General features: G+C 66.9%; 18 protein-coding genes. 13 read left to right on the top strand and 5 right to left on the bottom strand.

What is annotated here, in order from left to right; all coding sequences use genetic code 11:
• Window positions 1-231 precede the first annotated feature (231 nt).
• The 6 genes from SOM39_RS02900 to SOM39_RS02875 all read left to right on the top strand — a co-directional run bounded on the left by SOM39_RS02900 (window position 232) and on the right by SOM39_RS02875 (window position 5,979).
• On the top strand, window positions 232-774 hold the full coding sequence (locus tag SOM39_RS02900) for a hypothetical protein (RefSeq protein WP_217537144.1): 543 nt from the start codon (window positions 232-234) through the stop codon (window positions 772-774).
• Complete coding sequence (locus tag SOM39_RS02895) at window positions 771-1,409, top strand: hypothetical protein (RefSeq protein ID WP_320457415.1); 639 nt, start codon at window positions 771-773, stop codon at window positions 1,407-1,409. The genes SOM39_RS02900 and SOM39_RS02895 overlap by 4 nt, the downstream gene beginning before the upstream one ends.
• A 42-nt stretch (window positions 1,410-1,451) precedes the next feature.
• Window positions 1,452-2,993, top strand: a complete 1,542-nt coding sequence (locus tag SOM39_RS02890; RefSeq protein WP_217537149.1) for an adhesin — start codon at window positions 1,452-1,454, stop codon at window positions 2,991-2,993.
• A 137-nt stretch (window positions 2,994-3,130) separates the two neighbouring features.
• Window positions 3,131-3,832, top strand: coding sequence for a C39 family peptidase (locus SOM39_RS02885; protein ID WP_320457414.1), 702 nt, complete (start codon window positions 3,131-3,133; stop codon window positions 3,830-3,832).
• An 8-nt stretch (window positions 3,833-3,840) separates the two neighbouring features.
• The gene (locus SOM39_RS02880) at window positions 3,841-4,623 is read left to right on the top strand and encodes a hypothetical protein (protein WP_068853512.1); all 783 of its coding nucleotides are present in this window, start codon (window positions 3,841-3,843) and stop codon (window positions 4,621-4,623) included.
• Between the two features lie 45 nt (window positions 4,624-4,668).
• A complete protein-coding gene (locus SOM39_RS02875) occupies window positions 4,669-5,979 on the top strand; it encodes a transporter (RefSeq protein ID WP_068853510.1) in 1,311 nt (436 codons plus the stop codon).
• Between the two features lie 256 nt (window positions 5,980-6,235).
• Here the strand turns inward: SOM39_RS02875 and SOM39_RS02870 are convergent, their stop codons facing one another.
• The 3 genes from SOM39_RS02870 to SOM39_RS02860 all read right to left on the bottom strand — a co-directional run bounded on the left by SOM39_RS02870 (window position 6,236) and on the right by SOM39_RS02860 (window position 9,262).
• Window positions 6,236-7,573 carry a sigma-54 interaction domain-containing protein gene (locus SOM39_RS02870; RefSeq protein WP_320457413.1) on the bottom strand — a complete coding sequence of 446 codons (1,338 nt, stop codon included), beginning with the start codon at window positions 7,571-7,573 and terminating at the stop codon, window positions 6,236-6,238.
• A gap of 244 nt (window positions 7,574-7,817) precedes the next feature.
• The gene (locus tag SOM39_RS02865; RefSeq protein ID WP_184126498.1) at window positions 7,818-8,597 is read right to left on the bottom strand and encodes an NlpC/P60 family protein; all 780 of its coding nucleotides are present in this window, start codon (window positions 8,595-8,597) and stop codon (window positions 7,818-7,820) included.
• A gap of 131 nt (window positions 8,598-8,728) precedes the next feature.
• Entirely contained in the window at window positions 8,729-9,262 is a 534-nt protein-coding gene (locus tag SOM39_RS02860) for a C40 family peptidase (protein ID WP_093533403.1), read from the bottom strand.
• A gap of 116 nt (window positions 9,263-9,378) precedes the next feature.
• Here SOM39_RS02860 and SOM39_RS02855 point away from each other — a divergent pair, with 116 nt between their 5' ends.
• The 7 genes from SOM39_RS02855 (at window position 9,379) to SOM39_RS02825 (ending at window position 15,233) form a co-directional block, all read left to right on the top strand.
• A complete protein-coding gene (locus tag SOM39_RS02855; RefSeq protein WP_093533402.1) occupies window positions 9,379-9,858 on the top strand; it encodes an FKBP-type peptidyl-prolyl cis-trans isomerase in 480 nt (159 codons plus the stop codon).
• A gap of 96 nt (window positions 9,859-9,954) precedes the next feature.
• Window positions 9,955-11,199 carry a DUF418 domain-containing protein gene (locus tag SOM39_RS02850; RefSeq protein WP_414715854.1) on the top strand — a complete coding sequence of 415 codons (1,245 nt, stop codon included), beginning with the start codon at window positions 9,955-9,957 and terminating at the stop codon, window positions 11,197-11,199.
• A 59-nt stretch (window positions 11,200-11,258) separates the two neighbouring features.
• A complete protein-coding gene (gorA, locus tag SOM39_RS02845; protein ID WP_320457411.1) occupies window positions 11,259-12,614 on the top strand; it encodes a glutathione-disulfide reductase in 1,356 nt (451 codons plus the stop codon).
• 61 nt (window positions 12,615-12,675) lie between these two features.
• The gene (locus SOM39_RS02840) at window positions 12,676-13,596 is read left to right on the top strand and encodes a DMT family transporter (RefSeq protein WP_307106637.1); all 921 of its coding nucleotides are present in this window, start codon (window positions 12,676-12,678) and stop codon (window positions 13,594-13,596) included.
• Between the two features lie 29 nt (window positions 13,597-13,625).
• Entirely contained in the window at window positions 13,626-13,967 is a 342-nt protein-coding gene (locus SOM39_RS02835; protein WP_176472634.1) for an MGMT family protein, read from the top strand.
• Between the two features lie 36 nt (window positions 13,968-14,003).
• Entirely contained in the window at window positions 14,004-14,675 is a 672-nt protein-coding gene (locus tag SOM39_RS02830; RefSeq protein ID WP_068853500.1) for a rhomboid family intramembrane serine protease, read from the top strand.
• A gap of 39 nt (window positions 14,676-14,714) precedes the next feature.
• The gene (locus SOM39_RS02825; protein ID WP_320457409.1) at window positions 14,715-15,233 is read left to right on the top strand and encodes a DUF4166 domain-containing protein; all 519 of its coding nucleotides are present in this window, start codon (window positions 14,715-14,717) and stop codon (window positions 15,231-15,233) included.
• Between the two features lie 120 nt (window positions 15,234-15,353).
• Here SOM39_RS02825 and SOM39_RS02820 read toward each other — a convergent pair whose 3' ends face one another.
• Both SOM39_RS02820 and SOM39_RS02815 read right to left on the bottom strand, forming a co-directional pair.
• Window positions 15,354-17,363 carry a M13 family metallopeptidase gene (locus SOM39_RS02820; RefSeq protein ID WP_068853496.1) on the bottom strand — a complete coding sequence of 670 codons (2,010 nt, stop codon included), beginning with the start codon at window positions 17,361-17,363 and terminating at the stop codon, window positions 15,354-15,356.
• 168 nt (window positions 17,364-17,531) lie between these two features.
• Window positions 17,532-19,646 (bottom strand): M13 family metallopeptidase, encoded by a 2,115-nt coding sequence (locus tag SOM39_RS02815; protein ID WP_176472633.1) that lies wholly within the window; start codon window positions 19,644-19,646, stop codon window positions 17,532-17,534.
• Between the last annotated feature and the right edge of the window lie 112 nt (window positions 19,647-19,758).

The raw sequence follows: 19,758 nt of genomic DNA, 5'->3' as shown, positions 1-19,758 counted from the left end.
TGTGACATCTGTATCCGACGGTGTAACAACGCTGATACACCTACATGTGAAGTGAGCGTTATCCGCCTTCCTGACGCGCGCACGTTCGTGTTCAGGACGCGTGAACGCCACGCGGGTGTAACACCTGCGTTGCAGTGACAGCGGTCGCTGCCGGCAACATGCCCGCAAACAGGGCCTTTCGGACTTGGCACGATTGCTGCTCCATCCCTCCGCATGTATCGGGAGGTCGCAATGGACAGCGTTCGCGTACGGAGCAAGGCAACGGCGGTGACGTGGCTGCTGCTGGTGATGGTGCTGGCACCGGCAGCGGTGCAGGCCTCAGGCGCACGGCAGGGCGTGAAGCAGCAACCGGGTGAAATCGTGCTGCTGCGGGATGTATCCGCGCGGCCGGCGTATCGGCCCGCTCCCCCTGGCGTGGCCTTGATAGCCGATCCCTCGCCCAAGCGCGAAGTCGCTGGCGCACTGGGCACCTCGACCGGCATGGACGAACTGAGCGACGACGATTACGCCTCGCTGGGCTCCAACACCGGCCTCTCTGCGGGGCACCCGCAGACCACCGTGGAGCGCGTCACCACCAGCACCATCAACAGCACCCTGGGCAAGGCCACCAGCAGCGGTGTGCTGTCGGGCAGCTCGCTCGGCCGCAGCATCGGCGGGCCGATGGGCGCGGTGGGCAACGCCACCCGCGGTATCGGTGACCAGGTGCGCGGTGCGCTGGCGCAATTCCCGCTCGGCCAGCCGGCCGGTGCGCCTGCAGGTGGGCCCGGCAAATGAAGCGCGCAACCGTGCTGCTCTCGCTGGGGCTCTCGCTGGTGCTGCCACTGCCGCTGTACGCGCAGCAGGCAGACGACTACGCCGGCATGCTGGGCTACCTCAACAACACCCGCCTGGAGGGCCGCGCGCTGAGCGGCGCCGACGGCGCCATGGTGGTCAACATGGCCGCCGGCGACCTCAACCTGCAGGCCAACCTGCTGGGTATCGCCAGCGGCGAAAACGCACAGGTCAACATCGATGCACGCCAACGCCTCGCCGGCAACCGCGTGCGCGCCGATGGCGCGCTGGATGCCAGCGCCAGCATCGGCGGCCAGGCACTGAACGGCGCCAGCGGCGTCGCCATGATCAACCAGGCCAGCGGTATCGGCAACGCGACGCTCAACGTCGTCACGGCCGCGCTGGCGCAACAGGGCATACGCGAGACGAACGACGAGGCCTTGGCCGCGTCGGGGGCACTCGCGTCAGCAGGGGGGCAGGGCACCGCACGTCGCGGTGGTTCCGCCGGAACCCGCAGTGTCGCCGTGGAGGACACCGCACTGCAGGGATTCGACGGCGTTCTGCAACTCAATCAAATCGCGGGTACCGGCAACACCACCGCCAACCAGTTGGGCATTTCGGTGCAGTCCACCCCGTGAGCAGTTCCATCCACCCGATTGACCGTGAAGAGAGAGGGCACCATGAACACCATGAACAAGACGGTACTTGCGCTGGCCATCGCAGTTGCGGCTACCGCATCTGCCTCCGCACAGGACAACCAGAACGCAAGCGCGTTCATCAACCACATCCACAACGTGTGGGAAACCCGCACCAACACCAACACGAACACCAACACCAACCTCAATACCGACGTTGATACCAACATCAACACCGATATCGATACCGATGTCGACACCGACATCACCACCAGCATCGATACCGATATCGATACCAACATCGATACCAACATCCGCAATGACTGGGATTCGCGCACCCGCGTACGCAACAACAGCACCACCAACACCAGCTCCGACACCAGCACCAGGACCACGACCAAGAGCTACAGCGACACCAGCGACGTGAACCACACGCGCAATGTCTCGGTCAACGAAAACGTGCAGAAGAACAGCAACATCCAGGCCGACGAGCGCAAGGAAAAGAACAACCACGGCGTGGACGTGAACCTGGAATCGGACCTGCAGGTGGGTGCGGACGTGCAGTTCCGCGGCCGTCCGACCGTCTCGGGTGACCTGGAAGTGGACTCGGCCGCGATTGCCATCATCGACAACCGCCAGTCGATCACCGACAACGAAGGCGACAACCAGCTGCTCGAGAACAATTCCTCGATCAGCGAAAACGTGGCGCAGGACGCGTCGGGCAACCTCGGCTTCAACACTGCCGCCGGTGACAACAATGCCCAGGACAACGCCGCCTCGCTGTCCGCCGCCGATGCTTCGTTCACCTTCGGCATGTCCGATGCGCAGGTGTACGTGAACCAGTACGGCGCCGGCAACACCACCACCAACGAAGGCGTGGTCAACAACTCCAGCCTCAGCGGCAACGCCTTCCGCGGCGCCACCGGCAACATCGGCGTGAACAGCGCCGCCGGCAACAACAACGAGCAGAAGAACGCCCTGGCTGCGTCGGTGTCCACCGCCCGCATGGCCACCGCGAGCATCAGCTCGAACCAGGTGTCCACCGGCAACAGCGTGTCCAACGAGGGCTACGTGAAGGCCATGCGTGACACCACCCAGGTCACCCTGCGTGGCAACGTCCGGGGCGGTACTGCAGCCATCGGCGTGGGTGGTTACGCCGGTCGCGGCAATGCCTACCAGAAGGAAAACTTCTACCCGGATACCTGGAGCGGCTCGTCGCATACCGGTGGCAACCAGACCGGGCACATCGACCTGGATGCTGACGCCCAGGGCGCCACCGACAACCCGTACAACGAAGGTGCGGGCGGTCTCGCCTTCGACACCGACGAGCGCGGCGTTCTGGCGTACGGTGAAGTGGGCTATGCCGATCTGCAGGCCAGCCTGAGCGGTACCGTGGCCACCACCCGTTGGGTCGTGGAACGTGCCGAAAACAACGCTTCGCTGTCGGGTGACTCGTTCCGCGGCGCCAGCGGCAACATCGGCGTGAACGTCGCAGCCGGCACCGGCAACCTGCAGGCCAACAGCCTGGCCCTGGCCGTGGCCCAGCCGTCCACTGGCGGCAACCCGGGCGGCGGTGGCGGCGAGTAACGCTGTCCGTTTTCGCAGGCAACACGCGTTGAGCGCAACAAACCCGGCCATCCGCCAATGGCCGGGTTCCCCGGGAGCCCCTGTTCCATCCTCCCCCTTTGGGGCAGGGGCTCCTTCCTTCTTCCGGAGCCATGCCGATGTGGTCGACCCGAGCCCTGTGCTGCGCGTTGTCACTGCTGATCCTGCCGGTGTGCGCCTCGCGCGCCGGTGATGTGTCCTTCAGCGGCGTGCTGCCCAATGGCGCGGTGTACTCCCAGCGCGTGGAGAGCATGCAGGAACGGCGCTTCCGCAACGTGGTGCGCCAACACACCGATTACAGCTGCGGCGCGGCCGCTTTGGCCACGATCCTGCGTTATGCCTACCACCTGGACGCGGACGAAGGCACGGTGATCGAAGGAATGATGGGGGTCTCGGACCCTGAACTGGTCCACCAGCGTGGCTTCTCGCTGCTGGACATCAAGCGTTACGTGGAATCGATGGGCATGCGTGGGCGCGGCTACCGCGTCAACGAAGAGCGCCTGCGCTCGCTGCGCGTACCCGGGCTGGTGTTGATGGATGTGCGTGGATTCCGCCACTTCGTGGTCCTCAAGCAGGTCCGCGGTGACGTGGTGGACGTAGCGGACCCGATCCTGGGCAACCGCAGCATCCCCGTCAACGAATTTCTCGAATCATGGCCGTCGCGCGCCGTGTTCGTCGTGATCGGTACCGATTTCGACCGCAACACCGTGTTGCTGCAGCCAGGCGAACAGCCAAGCGCGCGTTCGCTGTATGCACGGCAGGGCCCGATCACCGACGCGGAACTGGTGGATTTCGGTTTCACCCACGCCGATCTGTTCTAGGAGGCACCATGAACATCGCAAACTGGACGCACAGTGCATTGCTCGTCGCGCTGCTCGGGGTCGCCCCGGTACACGCCGCCGATGCACCCAAGGCGCAGGAGCAGGGACGCCCCGGCAAGGGATTGAGCGAGATCCCCGACCCGGAACTGAAACTGATGCGCGGCCGCTACACCGTCAACGGCAATGCCGTGGCCTGGTTCGGCGTGACCATGGTTTCGCAATGGCAGGCCGGCAACCAGTCCGCACAGAGCGCGCTGACCCTGGGCATGGATTTCAGCCATGGCGGCAACACGCCCAAAGTGAGCTTCACGCCCAGCGTCACCGTCACCGCGGCCGACGCGCCGCTGCCGGAGACCCCGGGGCGCAGCGTGGATTCCAGCGGCCTGCAGAACGTGGCCGGGCTCACCCAGAGCATCCAGGTGGCCGGTGACAACAACGTGGCCAGCAACGCCACCCAGTTGAACGTGCGCGAAGGCACCGCACCCACCACCACCGAACAGAGCGCCCCGCAGGCCAGCGCGCAACAGGGCGGCGTGAGCGCCGTGGCCCAGCAGGACGGCAACAGCGCCAGCGTGCAGCTGCAGATCCAGGGCGTGGGCCAGGTGCAGCAATGGATCCGCAACGGCAGCGTCGGCCAGAGCATCGCCGTGGCCAGCGATGGCCAATCGGCCAGCAACCGCATGCAGATCGACCTGGTGCGGCAGACCCTGGCCAACAGCGCGTCGCTGAACCAGAACGTGGCCCAGGCGATGAACCTGGTACGCGGCGTAGGCATGGGGCCCGGCCAGTAACACCGGCCGGGTGGGGGGAACGACACCAGAACACAGGGCAAGGAAATGCACACCTCGATATGCACGACACCGCTGGCGCTGGCGGCGCTGGCACTGACCGCGTCAGCTGCGGCAAACGCCCAGGACGCACCGGCCACCCCGGCAGACGAAGCAGACGTAAAAGCACTCATCCAGCAGCTGGAAACGCTCAAAGCCAATTACGCCCAGGAAGTGCGCCGGCTGCGCGAACTGGACATGCAGGTGCAGGCCATGCAGGCCCGCTTGAGCGGCAAGACCGCACCGCTGGCCGGCGCCGCGCCGCCCGAACCGCTGCCCTCGAGCACCCCCGCCGCACCGCCGACCGGCGATGGCTACGCCAGCACCGCCGCCGAAGCGCAGCAGGCCAAAGAAGCCTCGCGCCGCAGCGTCGACGACGTCAAACAACAGACCTCGACCCTGTTCACCCGCCGCTTCACACTGGAAAACAGCCTCAGCTACGCACGCTACGACCGCAAGCAGCTGACCCTCAACGGCTTCCTCGCCCTCGACGCGATCTTCCTCGGCAACATCGCCATCGAAAACGTCGAGTCCGACACCCTCACCTACAACCTCGCCGCACGCTGGGGCCTCACCCCGCGCCTGGCCCTGAACCTGGACGTGCCGTACCTGGCCCGCAAGACCGTCTTCCAGAAGGGCGGCGCCGGCGGCTCGGCGGCGGCCATCGCCCAGGAAGAAACCACCGGCAACGGCATCGGCGACATCAGCCTCAGTGCCAACTACAAACTGTTCTCCGAAAAAGGCCGCTGGCCCGAAACCGTGTTGACCGTCGGCGCCACCGCCCCCACCGGCCGCGAACCCTACGGCCTGAGCTGGAAAGTGCTCGAGCGCGACGACGACGACTTCATCCGCTTCGCCGTGCCCGAACAGCAACCCACCGGCAACGGCGTCTGGCAGGCCAACGTCGGCCTGTCGGCGGTCAAGACCGCCGACCCGGCCATCCTGTTCGCCAACATCGGCTACATCCACTCCTTCGAAAACAGCTTCGACGACCTCGACGCCAACCCCGATACCGTCAACCCCGGTGACGTCAAACTCGGCGGCTCGTATTACTTCGGCGCCGGCGTGGCGTTCGCCTTCAACGAACGCACCAGCCTGAGCATCTCCTTCAGTGACAAGCTCAGCGCCCGCGCCTCCACCCGCTTCAAGGGCGGCCAGTGGGTCAAGATCGTCGGCAGCGACGCCAACGCGGCCACGCTCAACCTGGGCATCACCTACGCACTCAACCAGAACACCACGATCGTGAGCCTGCTGGGCATCGGCCTGACGCCGGATTCGCCGGACTTCACCCTGGCCTTCAAGGTGCCGTACATCCTGTAGCGCGCGTATCGACCAACGGTCGATACCTACCGCGGCCGGCAACGCGGAGGGCCGGCCAATGGCCGGCGTCAGCGAAGCCCCAGCTTTTCCCATGGCCACCGACCCGATGTCGAAGGGTCGGCGGGGGTGGGTTTGCGGGGGTGTGAGCCGCATGGATGCGGCGACCAAGCCCCCATGGATGGGTTTACGACGTCCCCCGCAAGCCCGCCCCCGCCGACCCAAAGCCCGTACGTTCGCAAACCAGGGCTTTCAGCGCTCAGCGCAACTCAGGCAGAGCGAGTTGATGCTTGCGGCAGAGGCGATACACGGTAACGCGGGACACCTGCATGGTGCGGGCACACGCAGTGATGTTGAACGCGTTATCGCGCAGGGCCTGCAACAAGGCGTCGCGCTCGGCCGCCTGGCGCGCATCGTGCAGCAGCCGCTGCGGCATCTCCACCTGCGGTGGCAGCAGCTCCAGATCGGCCACATTGATCAGCTCGGCCTCGCTCACGATCGCCGCCCGCTGCACCCGGTTCAACAGCTCGCGCACATTGCCCGGCCAGTTGAACCGCAGCAGCGCCTGCGCCGCTTCCGTCGTGAACCCGCGCGCGCGCGTCACGTGCCGGCGGCGGAAACTGGCCAGGAAATGCTCCGCCAGCAGAAGGATGTCGCTGCCACGGTCACGCAGCGCCGGCATCGGCAAGCGCAGCACATTGAGCCGGTAGAACAGATCGCGGCGGAACTGCCCACGCTCCACCGCCTGCTCCAGATCGACGTGCGTTGCCGCCACCACCCGTACATCCACCGCCAGCGGATGATTGCTGCCCACCCGCTCGATCGTGCCTTCCTGCAGCACCCGCAACAGGTTCGTCTGCGCATCCAGCGGCAGGTCGCCGATCTCGTCAAGGAACACCGTGCCCCCGCTGGCCGTCTCGAACAGGCCCAGCCGACGCGTCGCCGCACCGGTGAACGCCCCGCGCTCATGCCCGAACAGTTCCGACTGCACCAGCGCCGCCGGAATCGCCCCGCAGTTAACCGCCAGGAATGGCCGCGCATGCCGCGGTGACAGCGCATGCAGTGCCTGCGCCGCCAGCTCCTTGCCCGTGCCCGTTTCGCCCGTGACCAGCACCGGCAGTTCCACCGGCGCGAACTTGCGCAACGCCGCCCGTGCCACCTGCAGCACCGCACTGTTCCCGACGAGTGCCTGTGCACCGGCCGGCGAACGCGTCTCGTCGCCGTCCGCCAGGTGCTGCAGCCGCTGTACCAGGCTGGAGAGATCCAGCGGCGCCGTGAACGTCTCCACACACCCCGCCAGCAACGACTGCAGCGGCGGCGGCGTGGGGTAGGGCCCGGGCGGCAGGATCGCCAGCACGCGCATGTGCCGGTGCTGCTCCAATAGCGCCTGCAGGTGCTCCACGTTGCCGGGGGCCGCCCCGCGCAGGTCCAGCAGCCCGACCACCAGGTCGCTGCCGCGCATGCCGATGGCCACGCATGCATCGCTGGCCACCCCGCGCACCTGCCACCCTTCCGCTGCCAATGCGGCGCGCTCGGCCGCGTGAGGTTGCCCAAACCAGATCACACACCGGGCCGGAAATTCAGGGACTGCCGCCATGCGTCACCTTTACTGGAAAGATCCCGGGCGGTGTCTACTGGTCGGCGTGACCCCGGCGAGCCGCCCCACGCCGGAGTCAACAACCCCTGCCGACGCCGGCCTGGGCTGGTCGCACGCACTTGGAATTGCTCGAACGACAGTAGGGACAACGCCGGTTGCCCCCGTTACCGGCCACCGGCGCCCATAACGAAAAAGGCCGCTGCACGGGGCAGCGGCCTTCAAATGGCGGGGCGGGCCGGCCGGCTCAGAGCTCGACGCGGCGGGCCTGCATGAACTTGCCGCTCCAGTAACCCGAGACCAGGCTGTCCACGCGGACGTCCTTGCCGGTGCTGGGGGCGTGCAGGAAGCGGCCTTCGCCCACGTAGATGCCCACGTGGTCGACCCGGCCCCTGCGGCCGAAGAACACCAGGTCACCGGCCGCCAGCGCGTTGCGGTCGTTGATCAGCTCGGCTTCGCCGTCATGGGCCATTTCACGCGAGACGCGCGGCAGGTCGATGCCCAGCGCGGTCTTGAACACGTAGCCGACCAGCCCGCTGCAGTCGAAACCGCTGTCCGGCGAGGTGCCGCCCCAACGGTACGGGGTGCCCAGCAGCGTCATCGCACGGCGCAGCAGCGACTGCACCTTGCCATTGTCGGCGGCCCCACCGACCACGACGCCATTGGCGCCGGAGCTGGCATCGTAGTTGGCCAGCAGGCGGCTCAGGTCGCCGGCGAACATCGCCGAGCGGTCCATGAGCGGAATGGTGTCGTTGGCTGCCAGGTGCGGAAGCAGGGCGGCGAGGGTGGCACTGGCAGCGGCATCGGCCTTGCTGCGGGCCGGCGCGTCAGCCTTGGGCTTGGCGGCGGCGGGGATCTCGGTGGCGGCTACGGTGGCAACCGGAGCAGCATCGACGGCGGTCGTCGGTGCCGTCTGCGCCCAGGCCGGAAGGCTGGCCAGGCAGAGGGCGAAAGCGAGAAGAGCGGGGCGGGCAGTGCGCCGGAAAGTGGCGGTCTGGCCTTGGCACGTCAGGTCGGCTGTCGTCACGCGGCGGTCACTGAATAAAAACGATGGGTGATGATGCCGTGTAAGACGTGTGATTTGGTACAAATTTCGTTAAATTTTCGTTTATATGAACGTGATGGAGGTCACATTTTTAGACCTTTGCCCTGTTCATTTCAGTGAAGGACGCGTTTCGCCCCTGTGTAGTGCTGCTTCCAATAGGTGCCGCCGAGCGAATCCAGCCGGACCGTTCCGCCGGTGCTCGGGGCATGCACGAAGCGCCCTTCGCCCACGTAGATGCCGACGTGGAAGACGTTGCCGCGGTCGCCGAAGAACACCAGATCGCCCGGTGCCAACCGCTGCGGATCGATCTTCGGTCCCTGCACCGCCGCCAGGTCGCGCGAAGTCCGGGGCAGCTTCAGGTCCAGCATTTCCCGGTACACGTAGGCCACCAGCCCGCTGCAGTCAAAGCCCGACTCGGGGGTGTTGCCGCCGTAGCGGTAGGGCGTGCCGACCAGCCCGATGGCGCGCATCAGCACCGCATTGGCCGCCTGCGGGTCATTGGGCACCACCGTCGGCCAGACCTGGGTGGAGGCGGCCGGCGCACTCGGGCGGGTGGCCTTGCCGCCGCCGCAGGCGGCCAGCAGGGCCAGGGCAAGCACGGCGGCAACCCGGGCAACAGAGCGGTTCAAGCGCGGAACTGGCGTCATGTGCGTGATGTCCGGATAATGCGCGGCCTCAGAAGGCCGTCATGATGGCGGCGTACTTGGCGGGCGACAACCCGTCCCACCCGTCTGCCCTGGCAGCCTCAGCACAAGAGTTCCGCATGAAGATCGAAAAAGACCGCGTCGTCCGCTTCCATTACACCGTCGCCGAGCAGGGCCAGGAGCCGATCGAGAGCTCCAGGGACCGTGACCCGCTGGCGATCCTGATCGGCCACGGCAACATCATCCCGGGCCTGGAAGCCGCCATGCTCGACAAGGAAGCCGGCGCCTCCTTCGAGGTCGATGTGAAGGCCGCTGATGCCTATGGCGAGCGCAAGGAAGGCCTGTCCCAGCGCGTGCCGAAGAAGCACTTCGGTGAAACCCGCCTGGTGAAGGGTCAGCAGGTCGTGCTGCAGACCAACTTCGGCCCGCGCGCCGTGACCGTTGAAAAGGTCGGCATGAGCGTGGTCGACGTGGACCTCAACCACCCGATGGCCGGCAAGGACCTGCACTTCTCGGTCGAGATCGTCGACGTGCGTGAAGCTGCTGCCGAAGAACTCGAGCACGGCCACGTGCACGGCGACGGCGGCCACCAGCACTGAGTGCAGGCCACCGCCTGAGGCAACGGCCCGCTTCGGCGGGCCGTTGCGTATCTGCAGCCCCGAAATGCCGGGCGGCCTGCGGGCTGCGGCGGCATACTGTCCGCCCTGCCAAGCGAGTCGCCCGTGAAGCCTGTTTCCCCCACGCTGCAGCCGGTGGCTGCCGACGACCGCATCGAAGTCATCGACATCCTGCGCGGGGTCGCGCTGCTGGGCATCCTGTTGATGAACATGGAAGCGCTGAGCGGCCCGCTGGACCTGGCCTTCACCGGCATCGACCCGCACTGGCAGGGGTTGGACTACTGGGTTGATGCCGCCGTCTACGTGCTGGTGCAGGGCAAGTTCTTCACCCTGTTCTCGCTGTTGTTCGGCGCCGGCTTTGCGATCATGGCGCAACGTGCCGAAGCGGCGCGCCGCGACTTCACGAGCTTCTACCTGCGCCGCAGCGGCGGGCTGCTGCTGATCGGCCTGTGCCATGCGCTACTGGTGTGGTCCGGCGACATCCTGGTGATCTACGCGCTGGTGTCGTTGCCGCTGCTGGCCACGCGCGAAGCGCCGCAACGCTGGTTGCCGGCGATGGGCGTGGCCACCTACCTGTGTGCGGCGGCGATGATGCTGCTGCTGGGCGCGATGCTGGGCCTGGTCGGACAGGTGGAAGGCGATGGCGGCACCCTCGGCTCGGCCATGGCGCAGGGCCAGCAGACCGTGGAACTGCAGCGCCAGGCGTATGGCCATGGCAGCTTCGGCCAGGCGGTGGCGCAGCGGGCCAGCGATCTGGGCACGGCCCTGTCCGGGGCGCTGATCATCGGCCCGGAAGTGCTGGGCATGTTCCTGCTCGGCAGCTGGTTCGCACGCAGTGGCGCGCTGGCCGACCCGGCGCGGTTCGAGCGTCTCTACCGTTGGTTGCGGCGCGGCGCGCTGCCGGTTGGACTGCTGTTGATGCTCATCAGCGCGAGCTGGGTGCCGTACCTGGCGCCCGGCACGTTCACCCCCACCACCGGCGCGGCGTATGCGCTGTCGTCGGTGGCCAGCCTGTTGATGTGCCTGGGCTATTTGGCCTGGATCGTGCGCTGGCGGGACCGCCTGCGCGTGCTGGCGCCCATGGGGCGGATGGCGCTGACCCAATACATCCTGCAGTCACTGGTCTGCACCTGGCTGTTCTACGGCTACGGGCTGGGTGCGTTTGAAACGATGCCGCGTGCCTGGCAGGTTCCGTTCGCGGTGGCGCTGTTCGCATTGCAGGTGCTGCTCAGCCATGCGTGGCTGCGCCATTTCCGGTTCGGGCCGCTGGAGTGGATCTGGCGCGCGATGACCTACGGGCGTTGGCCAGCGTTGCGCCGATGAAACGATTCAGGCCGCGTCGTCACGTTTGAATCGCGACGTGGCGTGGCATGCTGGCGCCCATGACAACGCATTACGACTACGATCTGATCGTGCTGGGCGGTGGCTCCGGTGGCCTGGCCGCCGCCTTCCGCGCAGCGCAGCACGGCAAGCGGGTGGCGATGCTGGAACCGGGCGAACTGGGCGGTACCTGCGTCAACGTCGGCTGCGTGCCGAAGAAGGCGATGTGGCTGGCGGCCGACCTTTCCGGGCGGATCGGCCTGGCTGCGGCGATGGGCTTCGATGTACCGGCGCGACCGGCGCTGGACTGGAAGGAACTGGTGGTGCATCGCCAGGCCTACATCGCCAACATCCATGCCAGTTACCTCAAGCGCCTGAACGACAGCAACGTGGTGCGTGTGCCGCGCAAGGGCAGGCTGCTGGATGCGCATACGGTGGAATGCAGCGATGGCATCCGCATCAGCGGGGAACACGTGTTGCTCGCCACCGGTGCCCACCCGCAGCGCCCGGACATTCCCGGCGCCGAACTGGGGTCGGTGTCGGACGACTTTTTCAACCTGTGCGGCGCCCCCGGGCGCGTGGCGATCGTCGGTGGCGGTTACATCGCCGTGGAACTGGCCGGCCTGCTGCAGGCACTGGGCAGCCGCGTCACGTTGCTGGTGCGCGGCGAACGCCTGCTGGAGCGCTTCGACGCCGAGCTGACCGCACAGTTGGCCGAGAACCTGCGCCACCAGGGCGTGCAGCTGCACTTCAATTACCGGCTGCGCGAACTGCGGCGCGAGGGCGATGATCTCATTGCCTACGGCCACGATGGCCCGGCCGAACCGCACTTCGACCAGGTGTTCTTCGCGACCGGTCGGCGTGGCAACAGTGCCGGGTTGGGACTGGAGGCACTGGGCATCGTGGTCGGTGACAAGGGCGAGGTCGAGGTTGACGACTGGCAGACCACGGCGGTGCCCAGCGTGCACGCCGTGGGCGATATCTCGGGCAAGGTAGGCCTGACCCCGGTGGCCATCGCCGCCGCCCGCAGGCTGATGGACCGCCTGTTCGGCGGACAGCCGCAGGCGAAGATGGATTACCAGAACATCGCCAGCGTGGTGTTCTCGCACCCGGCACTGGGCGCGGTGGGCTTGAGCGAAGAAGAGGCGCGCGCCCGTCACGGTGACGTGCGCATCTACCGCACCAATTTCCGACCGATGCTGCAGGCGCTGGCCGATGGCACCCAACGCAGCCTGTTCAAACTGGTCTGCGTGGGCGAAGAGGAGCGGGTGGTAGGCGTACACCTGCTCGGCGAATCGGCCGACGAGATCCTGCAGGGTTTCGCGGTCGCGGTGAAAATGGGCGTCACCAAGGCCCAGCTCGACGACACCGTCGCCATCCATCCGACATCGTCGGAAGAGGTGGTGTTGATGCGCTGAGGCGTATCAACCCCCCCGGTAGCTGCCGACCGTTGTTCGGTAGACATCCGCTGATGCGACAATGCGTGGGATGTCGCACGCGCTTCCCACCTCCTCCCCACGCCTAGCCACCTCCGGCATCCTGCTCGCCGCCGTCGGCGCGGTAGCCGCCTCCGGCAAGGCCGTGATCGTCAAACTGGCCTATCGCCACGGCGTGGACGCTACCACGCTGCTGGCATTGCGCATGCTGATGGCGTTCCCGTTGTTCGCATTGCTCGCAGTGTGGTCGGCCCGCCGCGCCACCGCCTTGTCCTGGGCCGACCGGGGCCGGGTGGTGTGGCTGGGCTTCACCGGCTACTACCTTTCCAGCCTGCTCGACTTCCAGGGACTGCAGTACATCAGCGTGACCCTTGAACGGCTGATCCTGTACCTCAATCCCACCCTGGTGCTGCTGATCAGCCTGGTGCTGCTGAAAAAGAAGCCCGGGCGCTGGCAGGTGGCCGCACTGGTACTCAGCTATCTCGGCGTGCTGCTGGCCTTCGGCCACGACCTGCAGCTGGAAGGCGGGCGCATCGTGCTGGGCAGTGCGCTGGTGTTCGCCAGCGCGCTCAGCTACGCGCTGTACCTGTTCGGCAGCGGCCAGGTGGTGGCGCGGATCGGCGCGATCCGGCTCACCGCCTATGCCAGCTGCGTGGCCTGCGTGTTGTGCGCGCTGCACTTCGCGGTCCTGCACCCGCTGCCGGTGCTGTTCCAGCAGCCGGTGCCGGTGTACTGGCTGTCGCTGGTCAACGCGACGGTCTGCACGGTGCTGCCGGTGCTGGCGATCATGCTGGCGGTGAAGCGGATCGGCTCGTCGCTGGCCGCGCAGGTGGGTATGCTCGGGCCGGTATCCACCATCGTGATGAGTCTATGGCTGCTCGACGAACCCATGGGCCCCTGGCAGATCCTGGGGACGGCGCTGGTGCTGGTCGGCGTGCTGCTGGTCAGCCGCGTGCGCGCCTGAAGAAATCCGCGTCGCCGGCCGACGACGCGGTGGACGCTGCCGCGCAGGCGCGCGAGCGCATCCTGGCGGTGATCCGGGCCATTCCGCGCGGGCAGGTGATGGGCTACGGCCAGGTGGCTGCCAAGGCGGGACTGCCGGGCCGGGCACGGTTGACCGCACGGGTGCTGGGCATGAACGACGATCCGGACCTGCCCTGGCACCGGGTGCTGCGCTCGGACGGGCGGATCGCGATGCCGGAAGGCTCGCGTGGCTGGCGCGAGCAGAACCAGCGGCTGCGCGCCGAAGGGGTGGTGATGGAGCGCGGGCGGGTCAAGCACATGCCGCGCGGCAGCGGCGATGACCTGGACGCGGCGGTGTGGGGACCGGGCTAGCCCGTTATGATGGGCGCGGTTCCAAAGGATGCCCCCATGTTCCCGCGACTGCCCACCGTCACCAAGGCACTGTTGATCGCCAACATCGTGCTGTTCCTGCTGCAGCAGCCGTTCCTGCTCGGCAACGGCACGTTCGAGCCGTTCATGCTGCAACCGCTGCGCGGTGGCTTCGACCCGTTCTCGCCGGGTGGCAATTTCCAGCCGTGGCAGCTGCTGACCTATGGGTTCCTGCACGGCAGCTTCGGGCACCTGTTCTTCAACATGCTGGCGCTCTTCATGTTCGGTGCGCCGCTGGAGCAGACCTGGGGCGAGAAGCGCTTCCTGACCTACTACCTGGTGTGCGTGGCCGGTGCCGGCCTGTGCCAGCTGGCCGTGGGCGCCATGATCGCCGACCCGGCCACCGTGCTGGGCGCATCCGGCGGCGTTTTCGGCCTGTTGCTGGCCTACGGCATGCTGTTCCCCAACCAGCGCGTGATGCTGCTGTTCCCGCCCATTCCGATGAAGGCGCGCACCTTCGTCATCGTGTTCGGCGTGATGGAACTGGTGCTCGGCGCCACCGGTTGGCAACCGGGCGTGGCCCACTTTGCCCACCTGGGCGGCATGTTGTTTGGCTGGCTGCTGATCCGCTACTGGCGGGGGCAGCCGCCATTCAACCGGCGCCCGCCGGGTGGCCCGAAGCGGCCCAACCACCTGCGCAGCGTGAAGTAACTGCGCGACTGTCGCGCCGCCGCCAGCCTGTACCGGCAGGTGCTGGGCAGTGCATACGATGCGCTGCCTGCGCAGGTGCAGGCGCTGCACGACATGTCCGGGCAACGCCGCTGGAGCGGAACGGCGCAGGTCCGTCGCGGCACCGGGCTGGTGTCACGCCTGGTTGCGGGGGTGATCGGTTTTCCCAAGGCGGGCACTGATGTGCCGGTCACCGTGACCTTCACGCCGGACCAGGGCATCGAGCGCTGGACGCGTGATTTTGGCGGGCGCCGGTTCACCTCGTGGCAGCGGCGCGGGGCAGGGCGCAACGATGCGCTGCTGGTCGAGCGCTTCGGGGTGATCGAGGTCGCGTTGGCGCTGGTGGTGGAAGGCGAGCGGTTGCTGCTGGTGCCGCGGCGGTGGTCCTGCCTGGGCGTGCCGCTGCCGAAGGCGCTGCTGCCCAGGGGCAACACGTTCGAAACCGAAGTGGACGGCCGGTTCGTGTTCAACGTGGAGATCGCCGCACCCGGGGTGGGGTTGATCGTGAATTACCGGGGCTGGCTGCAGCCCAGCGCGTAGAGCCACGCTCTGCGTGGCTTTGCGGCGCGCGCGAGACGTGCAGCCACGCACGGCGTGGCTCTACGTGCATGAAAAAGGGCGCCCCTGGGGGCGCCCTCATTCAATCCATCAACGTTTCGCTCAGCGCCAGATCTTGATCTGGTCGCTGTCCACGCGCTGCATCGGCTGTCCCGGCTTGCAGCTGAAGGTGGCACCGAAGGCGGGCAGGTTGGACAGCGGCACGTTGGTGCGCCACTTGCCCGGGGCCAGCGTGTCCGCGGTCAACCGCTGCGCGGCTTCGCCCGGCGAGAGCTGCTGCGGCCACAGGCTGGCCCAGGCGCGGAAGAAGCCCTGCTGCGCGGCCGGCTTGGCGGCGGGTTCGGCCGACTGGTAGGCCGCCCATGCCAGTTCCACGCCGGCCAGATCGGCCAGGTTCTCTTCGCGGGTCAGTTCGCCATTGACCTTGGCCCCCTTCACGCCGGGGAAGTCCAGGCTGCTGTACTGCGCAGCCACGCGGTTGCCCAGCAGGTTCCAGGCGGTCTTGTCGGCCGGGGTCCACCAGCTGCGCAGTTCGCCCTTGGAATCGACCAGGGCACCCTTGGCATCGATCGCACGGTTCAGTTCGTGGGCAACCAGCGCGCCGAAGCTGCCGTACTTGTCGGCGTTGTCGGCCTTGGCATTGAACACCGGGCCCTGCAGCACGGCGGCAGTGACGATCAGGCGGTTCTGCGCGATGTCATAGGCCAGTGCCGGCTGCTGCGGCAACACATCCCAGCGGCGGTCGGCGTTGCCTTTGCCGATGCGCTTCATTTCTTCGCGATGGCGCCAGGTGGAGGCGATCAGCATGTTGCCGCCGAAGCTGCCACGGCCCATCGGCTGCACGCTGTAATCGAGGTCGCGCAGCGGCGTGCCGATCTCGATCTTCAGCGCGGCCAGCTTGGCCTGTGCTTCGGTTTTGGCTTCCGGGCTCAGCCAGCCGCTGGCCTTGACCGCCTCGATCTGGGTTTCGCGGATCTTGTCGACGATCACGGCGGCCTGGCGGCGATCGTCGGCCGACAGGTAACGTGCGGCATATTCACGGCCGACCATCGGGCCGGCGGCCACGTTCATCGCATCCAGCACCTGCTCCCAGCGGGCCGGGGCGATGGTTTCGCCACGGATCACGCGGCCGCGGAATTCAAACTCCGCATCGCGGTAGGCCTTGGACAGGTAGGGGGCCATGGCATCGCCCACGCGCCAGCGCAGATAGGCCTTCCACTGGTCCGGCTTGATCCGGGTGACCATGCCGTCGAGCGCCTTGAACAGCTCCGGGTCGGACAACGAGACCAGGTCGTCGTTGACGCCCTGCGCCTTCAGGAACGCATCCAGCTGCAGGTTGCGGAAGCGGCTGTTGAGTTCCTTGGTGGAAATCGGCGCGTAGTTGTTGAACGGGTTGTTGATGCCGGCCAGCGACTGCGCATTGCGCGCCAGCTCGGTTTCCAGCGCGATCACCGCCTGCGATTCGGCCTCCAGCTTGTCGGCCGGGGTGCCGGTCAGGGCCAGGATCTGCTTCACGTACGCACGGTAACGGCCCATCAGCGCCACGGTATCGGCGTCGGTGCGGGTGTAGAAGGCCGGGTCGGGCAGGCCCATGCCGCCCTGCATGAAGTAGCCGATGTGGCGATCCAGCGCCTTCAGGTCCACGTCCGGGGCGAAGTTGAAGGCCACCGGGATGCCGACCTGATGCAGCGCGGCAATCGAAGCCGGCACATCCTTGGCCTTCTTGATGGCGTTGATGCGGGTCAGCAGCGGCGCGATCGGGGCCGAGCCGTCGGCTTCCACGGCCGCTTCATCCAGGCCGCTGGCCCAGAAGTCGCCCAGCAGCTTCTGCACGTTGCCCTGCGGTGCCTTCATCGCGCCATCCAGCAGCTCGCGCTGCTGCACGCGGGTACGCTCGGCGAGCTGGCCAATAGCGGTGGTGGCACCGGTCTGCGGCACCGGGTTGGCCTTCAGCCAGCCGGCATTGGTGGCGTCATGGAAGTCGCTGCACTGCGCGCTCACGGCGGGCGCACGGCTGGCGGCCTTCTTCTTCGGGGCGGCGGAGGCGTCGGTGACGACCAGGGTGGCCAGGCCCAGGCCGAGGGCGATGGCAAGCGGACGAAGGTTGGGCATGCGAAACAAATCCAAGAGGATTGAAGACCGCGGAACTATAGCAAGCCCGCATGAAAACGCGGCATTCACCGACGCCGACGGTAGCCCCGGCCGTTGGCCGGCAACCGGGCAAACAAAAAGGCCCGGGAAAATCCCGGGCCTTTCTGCTTCACGCCACCGCGTGAACGATTACCAGATCACCACCTGCTTGTCGCCGGCGCGCACCATCGGCGTACCCGGCTTGCACTCGAACGCGGCCGCGAAGGTCGGCAGGTTCGACGGCGCGCCCATGGCACGGAACGCAGCCGGAGCGTGCGGATCGGTGGCCAGGCGGACCTTGGCGTTCTCCGGGGTGTACTTGGTGCGCCACACGGTGGCCCAGTTGAAGAAGAAGCGCTGGTCGCGGCTGAAGCCGTCCACCTTCGGGTCTTCCTTGCCGGCGCTGGCCTTCTGCAGGGCGTCGTAGGCAGTGGCCAGGCCGCCCAGGTCGGCGATGTTCTCGCCCAGGGTCAGCTTGCCGTTGACCGCCTGGTCGCCGACCTTGTAGCCGTCGAACTGGTTCACCAGCTTGCCGGTCAGCCCGCTGAAGTTCTTGGTGTCCGCATCGGTCCACCAGTTCTCGAAGTTGCCGGTCGGCCCGAAGCGGCTGCCCTGGTCGTCGTAGCCGTGGGTCATTTCGTGGCCGATCACCGCACCGATGCCGCCGTAGTTCAGCGCGTCGTCGGCCTTCGGGTCGAAGAACGGCGGCTGCAGGATGGCGGCCGGGAACACGATCTCGTTCTGCAGCGGGTTGTAGTAGGCGTTGACCGTCTGCGGGGTCATGCCCCACTCGGTCTTGTCCACCGGCTTGCCGATCTTGCCCAGCGCGAACTTGTAGTTGAATTCGTTGGCCGCGCGCACGTTGCCGAAGTAGCTGTCACGGCCGGTGCTCAGGCCGCTCCAGTCGCGCCACTTGTCCGGGTAGCCGATCTTCGGGGTGAAGGTTTCCCACTTGGCGATCGCCTTGGCCTTGGTCTCATCGCTCATCCAGGTCAGGCCCTGGATGCGCTCCTTGAGCGCGGCGGCCAGGTTCTTGACCAGCTCTTCCATCTTGGCCTTCGACTCGGGCGAGAAGGCGACCTTGACGTACAGCTGGCCGAAGGCTTCACCGGCATCGTTTTCGATGGTGCCCAGCACGCGCTTCCAGCGCGGCTTCATTTCCTTCTGGCCGTTGAGGGTCTTGCCGTAGAACTCGTAGTTTTCCTGGGCGAAGGCGTCAGCCAGGAACGGCGACGCCGAATCCACGGTGTGGAAGCGCAGGTACGAACGCCACACCGACGGGTCGGTGTCGCCCAGCGCCTTGCTTACTTCCTGGTGGAAGCTGGGGATGGCCAGCGAGAACTTCTCCGGCGCGGCAATGCCCTGCGCTTCGAAGAACCGGCTCCAGCTGAAGTTCGGGGTCAGCTTGTCGGCGTCGGCCACGGTGACCGGGTTGTAGTACAGCGAGACATCGCGCGAGAGCTGCTCGCTGGACTTGGAGGCCTTGGCCAGGCGGGTTTCGAACTTGACCACGTCCGCCGCCTGCTTGGCGGCGTCGGCAGCGGCCACGCCGGACAGTTCCAGCACCTTGGCCACGTGCGCCTGGTAGGCCTTGAGCTTGTCGGCGTTCTTGGCGTCGGTGTAGTACGTGGTGTCCGGCAGGCCCAGGCCGCCCTGGCTGGCGTAAGCCATGTTCATGCTGGAGTTCTTGAAGTCCGCTTCCGGACCGAACCCGAACAGCACGTTTTCGCCCTTGGCGGCGGTGGTGCGCAGGTAGTTGGCGATGGCGTCCTTGTCCTGCAGGCCGTCGATGGCGGCCAGGTCGGCCTTGATCGGCTCGATGCCCTGCGCGTTGATCTTGGCTTCGTCCATGCCGGTGGCCCAGAAGTCGCCGACGATCTTTTCGATGCCGGTCGGGTTCTTCACCGCGGCGACCTGTTCGGCCAGCTGGTGCTGCACGGCGACCGAGCGCTCGTCCAGGATGGTGAAGGCGCCCCAGCTGGTGCGGTCGCCCGGGATTTCATTGGCGGCCAGCCACTTGCTGTTCACGTAATCGCCGAACGCGGTGCAGGCGTCCAGGCTCTTGTCCAGGTCGGACGGGTGGAAGGCGTTGTAAGCCGGCAGCTTGGCTTCGTCGAGCTTGAACTCGGTGGCGGCCGGGGCGGCGGCGGTCGGGGTGGCGGTGGAGGCCGCGCTGTCCGTAGCCGGGGTTTCGTTCTTGCCGCAGCCGACCAGCGCGGCCGAAACGGCCAGGGTCAGCAGGACAATCTTGGGAGTACGAGAGATCACTAGTAAGGCCTCCGGGCCGAAGAATCTTTCAGGAAGGCCCCCTGATGGGGGCCGTGGGCCAGACGATACGCCGGTGGCCCGGCCTGCAAGGGTGTCGAAGGTCATGTAT

The organism is Stenotrophomonas sp. CFBP8994, from assembly GCF_034044835.1.
Lineage (GTDB): Bacteria > Pseudomonadota > Gammaproteobacteria > Xanthomonadales > Xanthomonadaceae > Stenotrophomonas > Stenotrophomonas rhizophila_A.
The sequence above is the reverse complement of the archived record's forward strand: the minus strand, read 5'-3'. Positions and strand labels throughout refer to the sequence as shown.

What these genes read in the sequence shown, in the direction of transcription:
- SOM39_RS02875 (WP_068853510.1), top strand. Translation starts at nt 4,669, where the DNA reads ATGCACACCTCGATATGCACGACACCGCTGGCGCTGGCGGCGCTGGCA.
- SOM39_RS02880 (WP_068853512.1), top strand. Translation starts at nt 3,841, where the DNA reads ATGAACATCGCAAACTGGACGCACAGTGCATTGCTCGTCGCGCTGCTC.
- SOM39_RS02860 (WP_093533403.1), bottom strand. Translation starts at nt 9,262, where the DNA reads ATGACGCCAGTTCCGCGCTTGAACCGCTCTGTTGCCCGGGTTGCCGCC.
- SOM39_RS02830 (WP_068853500.1), top strand. Translation starts at nt 14,004, where the DNA reads ATGTTCCCGCGACTGCCCACCGTCACCAAGGCACTGTTGATCGCCAAC.
- SOM39_RS02855 (WP_093533402.1), top strand. Translation starts at nt 9,379, where the DNA reads ATGAAGATCGAAAAAGACCGCGTCGTCCGCTTCCATTACACCGTCGCC.
- SOM39_RS02840 (WP_307106637.1), top strand. Translation starts at nt 12,676, where the DNA reads ATGCGTGGGATGTCGCACGCGCTTCCCACCTCCTCCCCACGCCTAGCC.
- SOM39_RS02900 (WP_217537144.1), top strand. Translation starts at nt 232, where the DNA reads ATGGACAGCGTTCGCGTACGGAGCAAGGCAACGGCGGTGACGTGGCTG.
- SOM39_RS02870 (WP_320457413.1), bottom strand. Translation starts at nt 7,573, where the DNA reads ATGGCGGCAGTCCCTGAATTTCCGGCCCGGTGTGTGATCTGGTTTGGG.
- SOM39_RS02820 (WP_068853496.1), bottom strand. Translation starts at nt 17,363, where the DNA reads ATGCCCAACCTTCGTCCGCTTGCCATCGCCCTCGGCCTGGGCCTGGCC.
- SOM39_RS02890 (WP_217537149.1), top strand. Translation starts at nt 1,452, where the DNA reads ATGAACACCATGAACAAGACGGTACTTGCGCTGGCCATCGCAGTTGCG.
- gorA (WP_320457411.1), top strand. Translation starts at nt 11,259, where the DNA reads ATGACAACGCATTACGACTACGATCTGATCGTGCTGGGCGGTGGCTCC.
- SOM39_RS02895 (WP_320457415.1), top strand. Translation starts at nt 771, where the DNA reads ATGAAGCGCGCAACCGTGCTGCTCTCGCTGGGGCTCTCGCTGGTGCTG.
- SOM39_RS02885 (WP_320457414.1), top strand. Translation starts at nt 3,131, where the DNA reads ATGTGGTCGACCCGAGCCCTGTGCTGCGCGTTGTCACTGCTGATCCTG.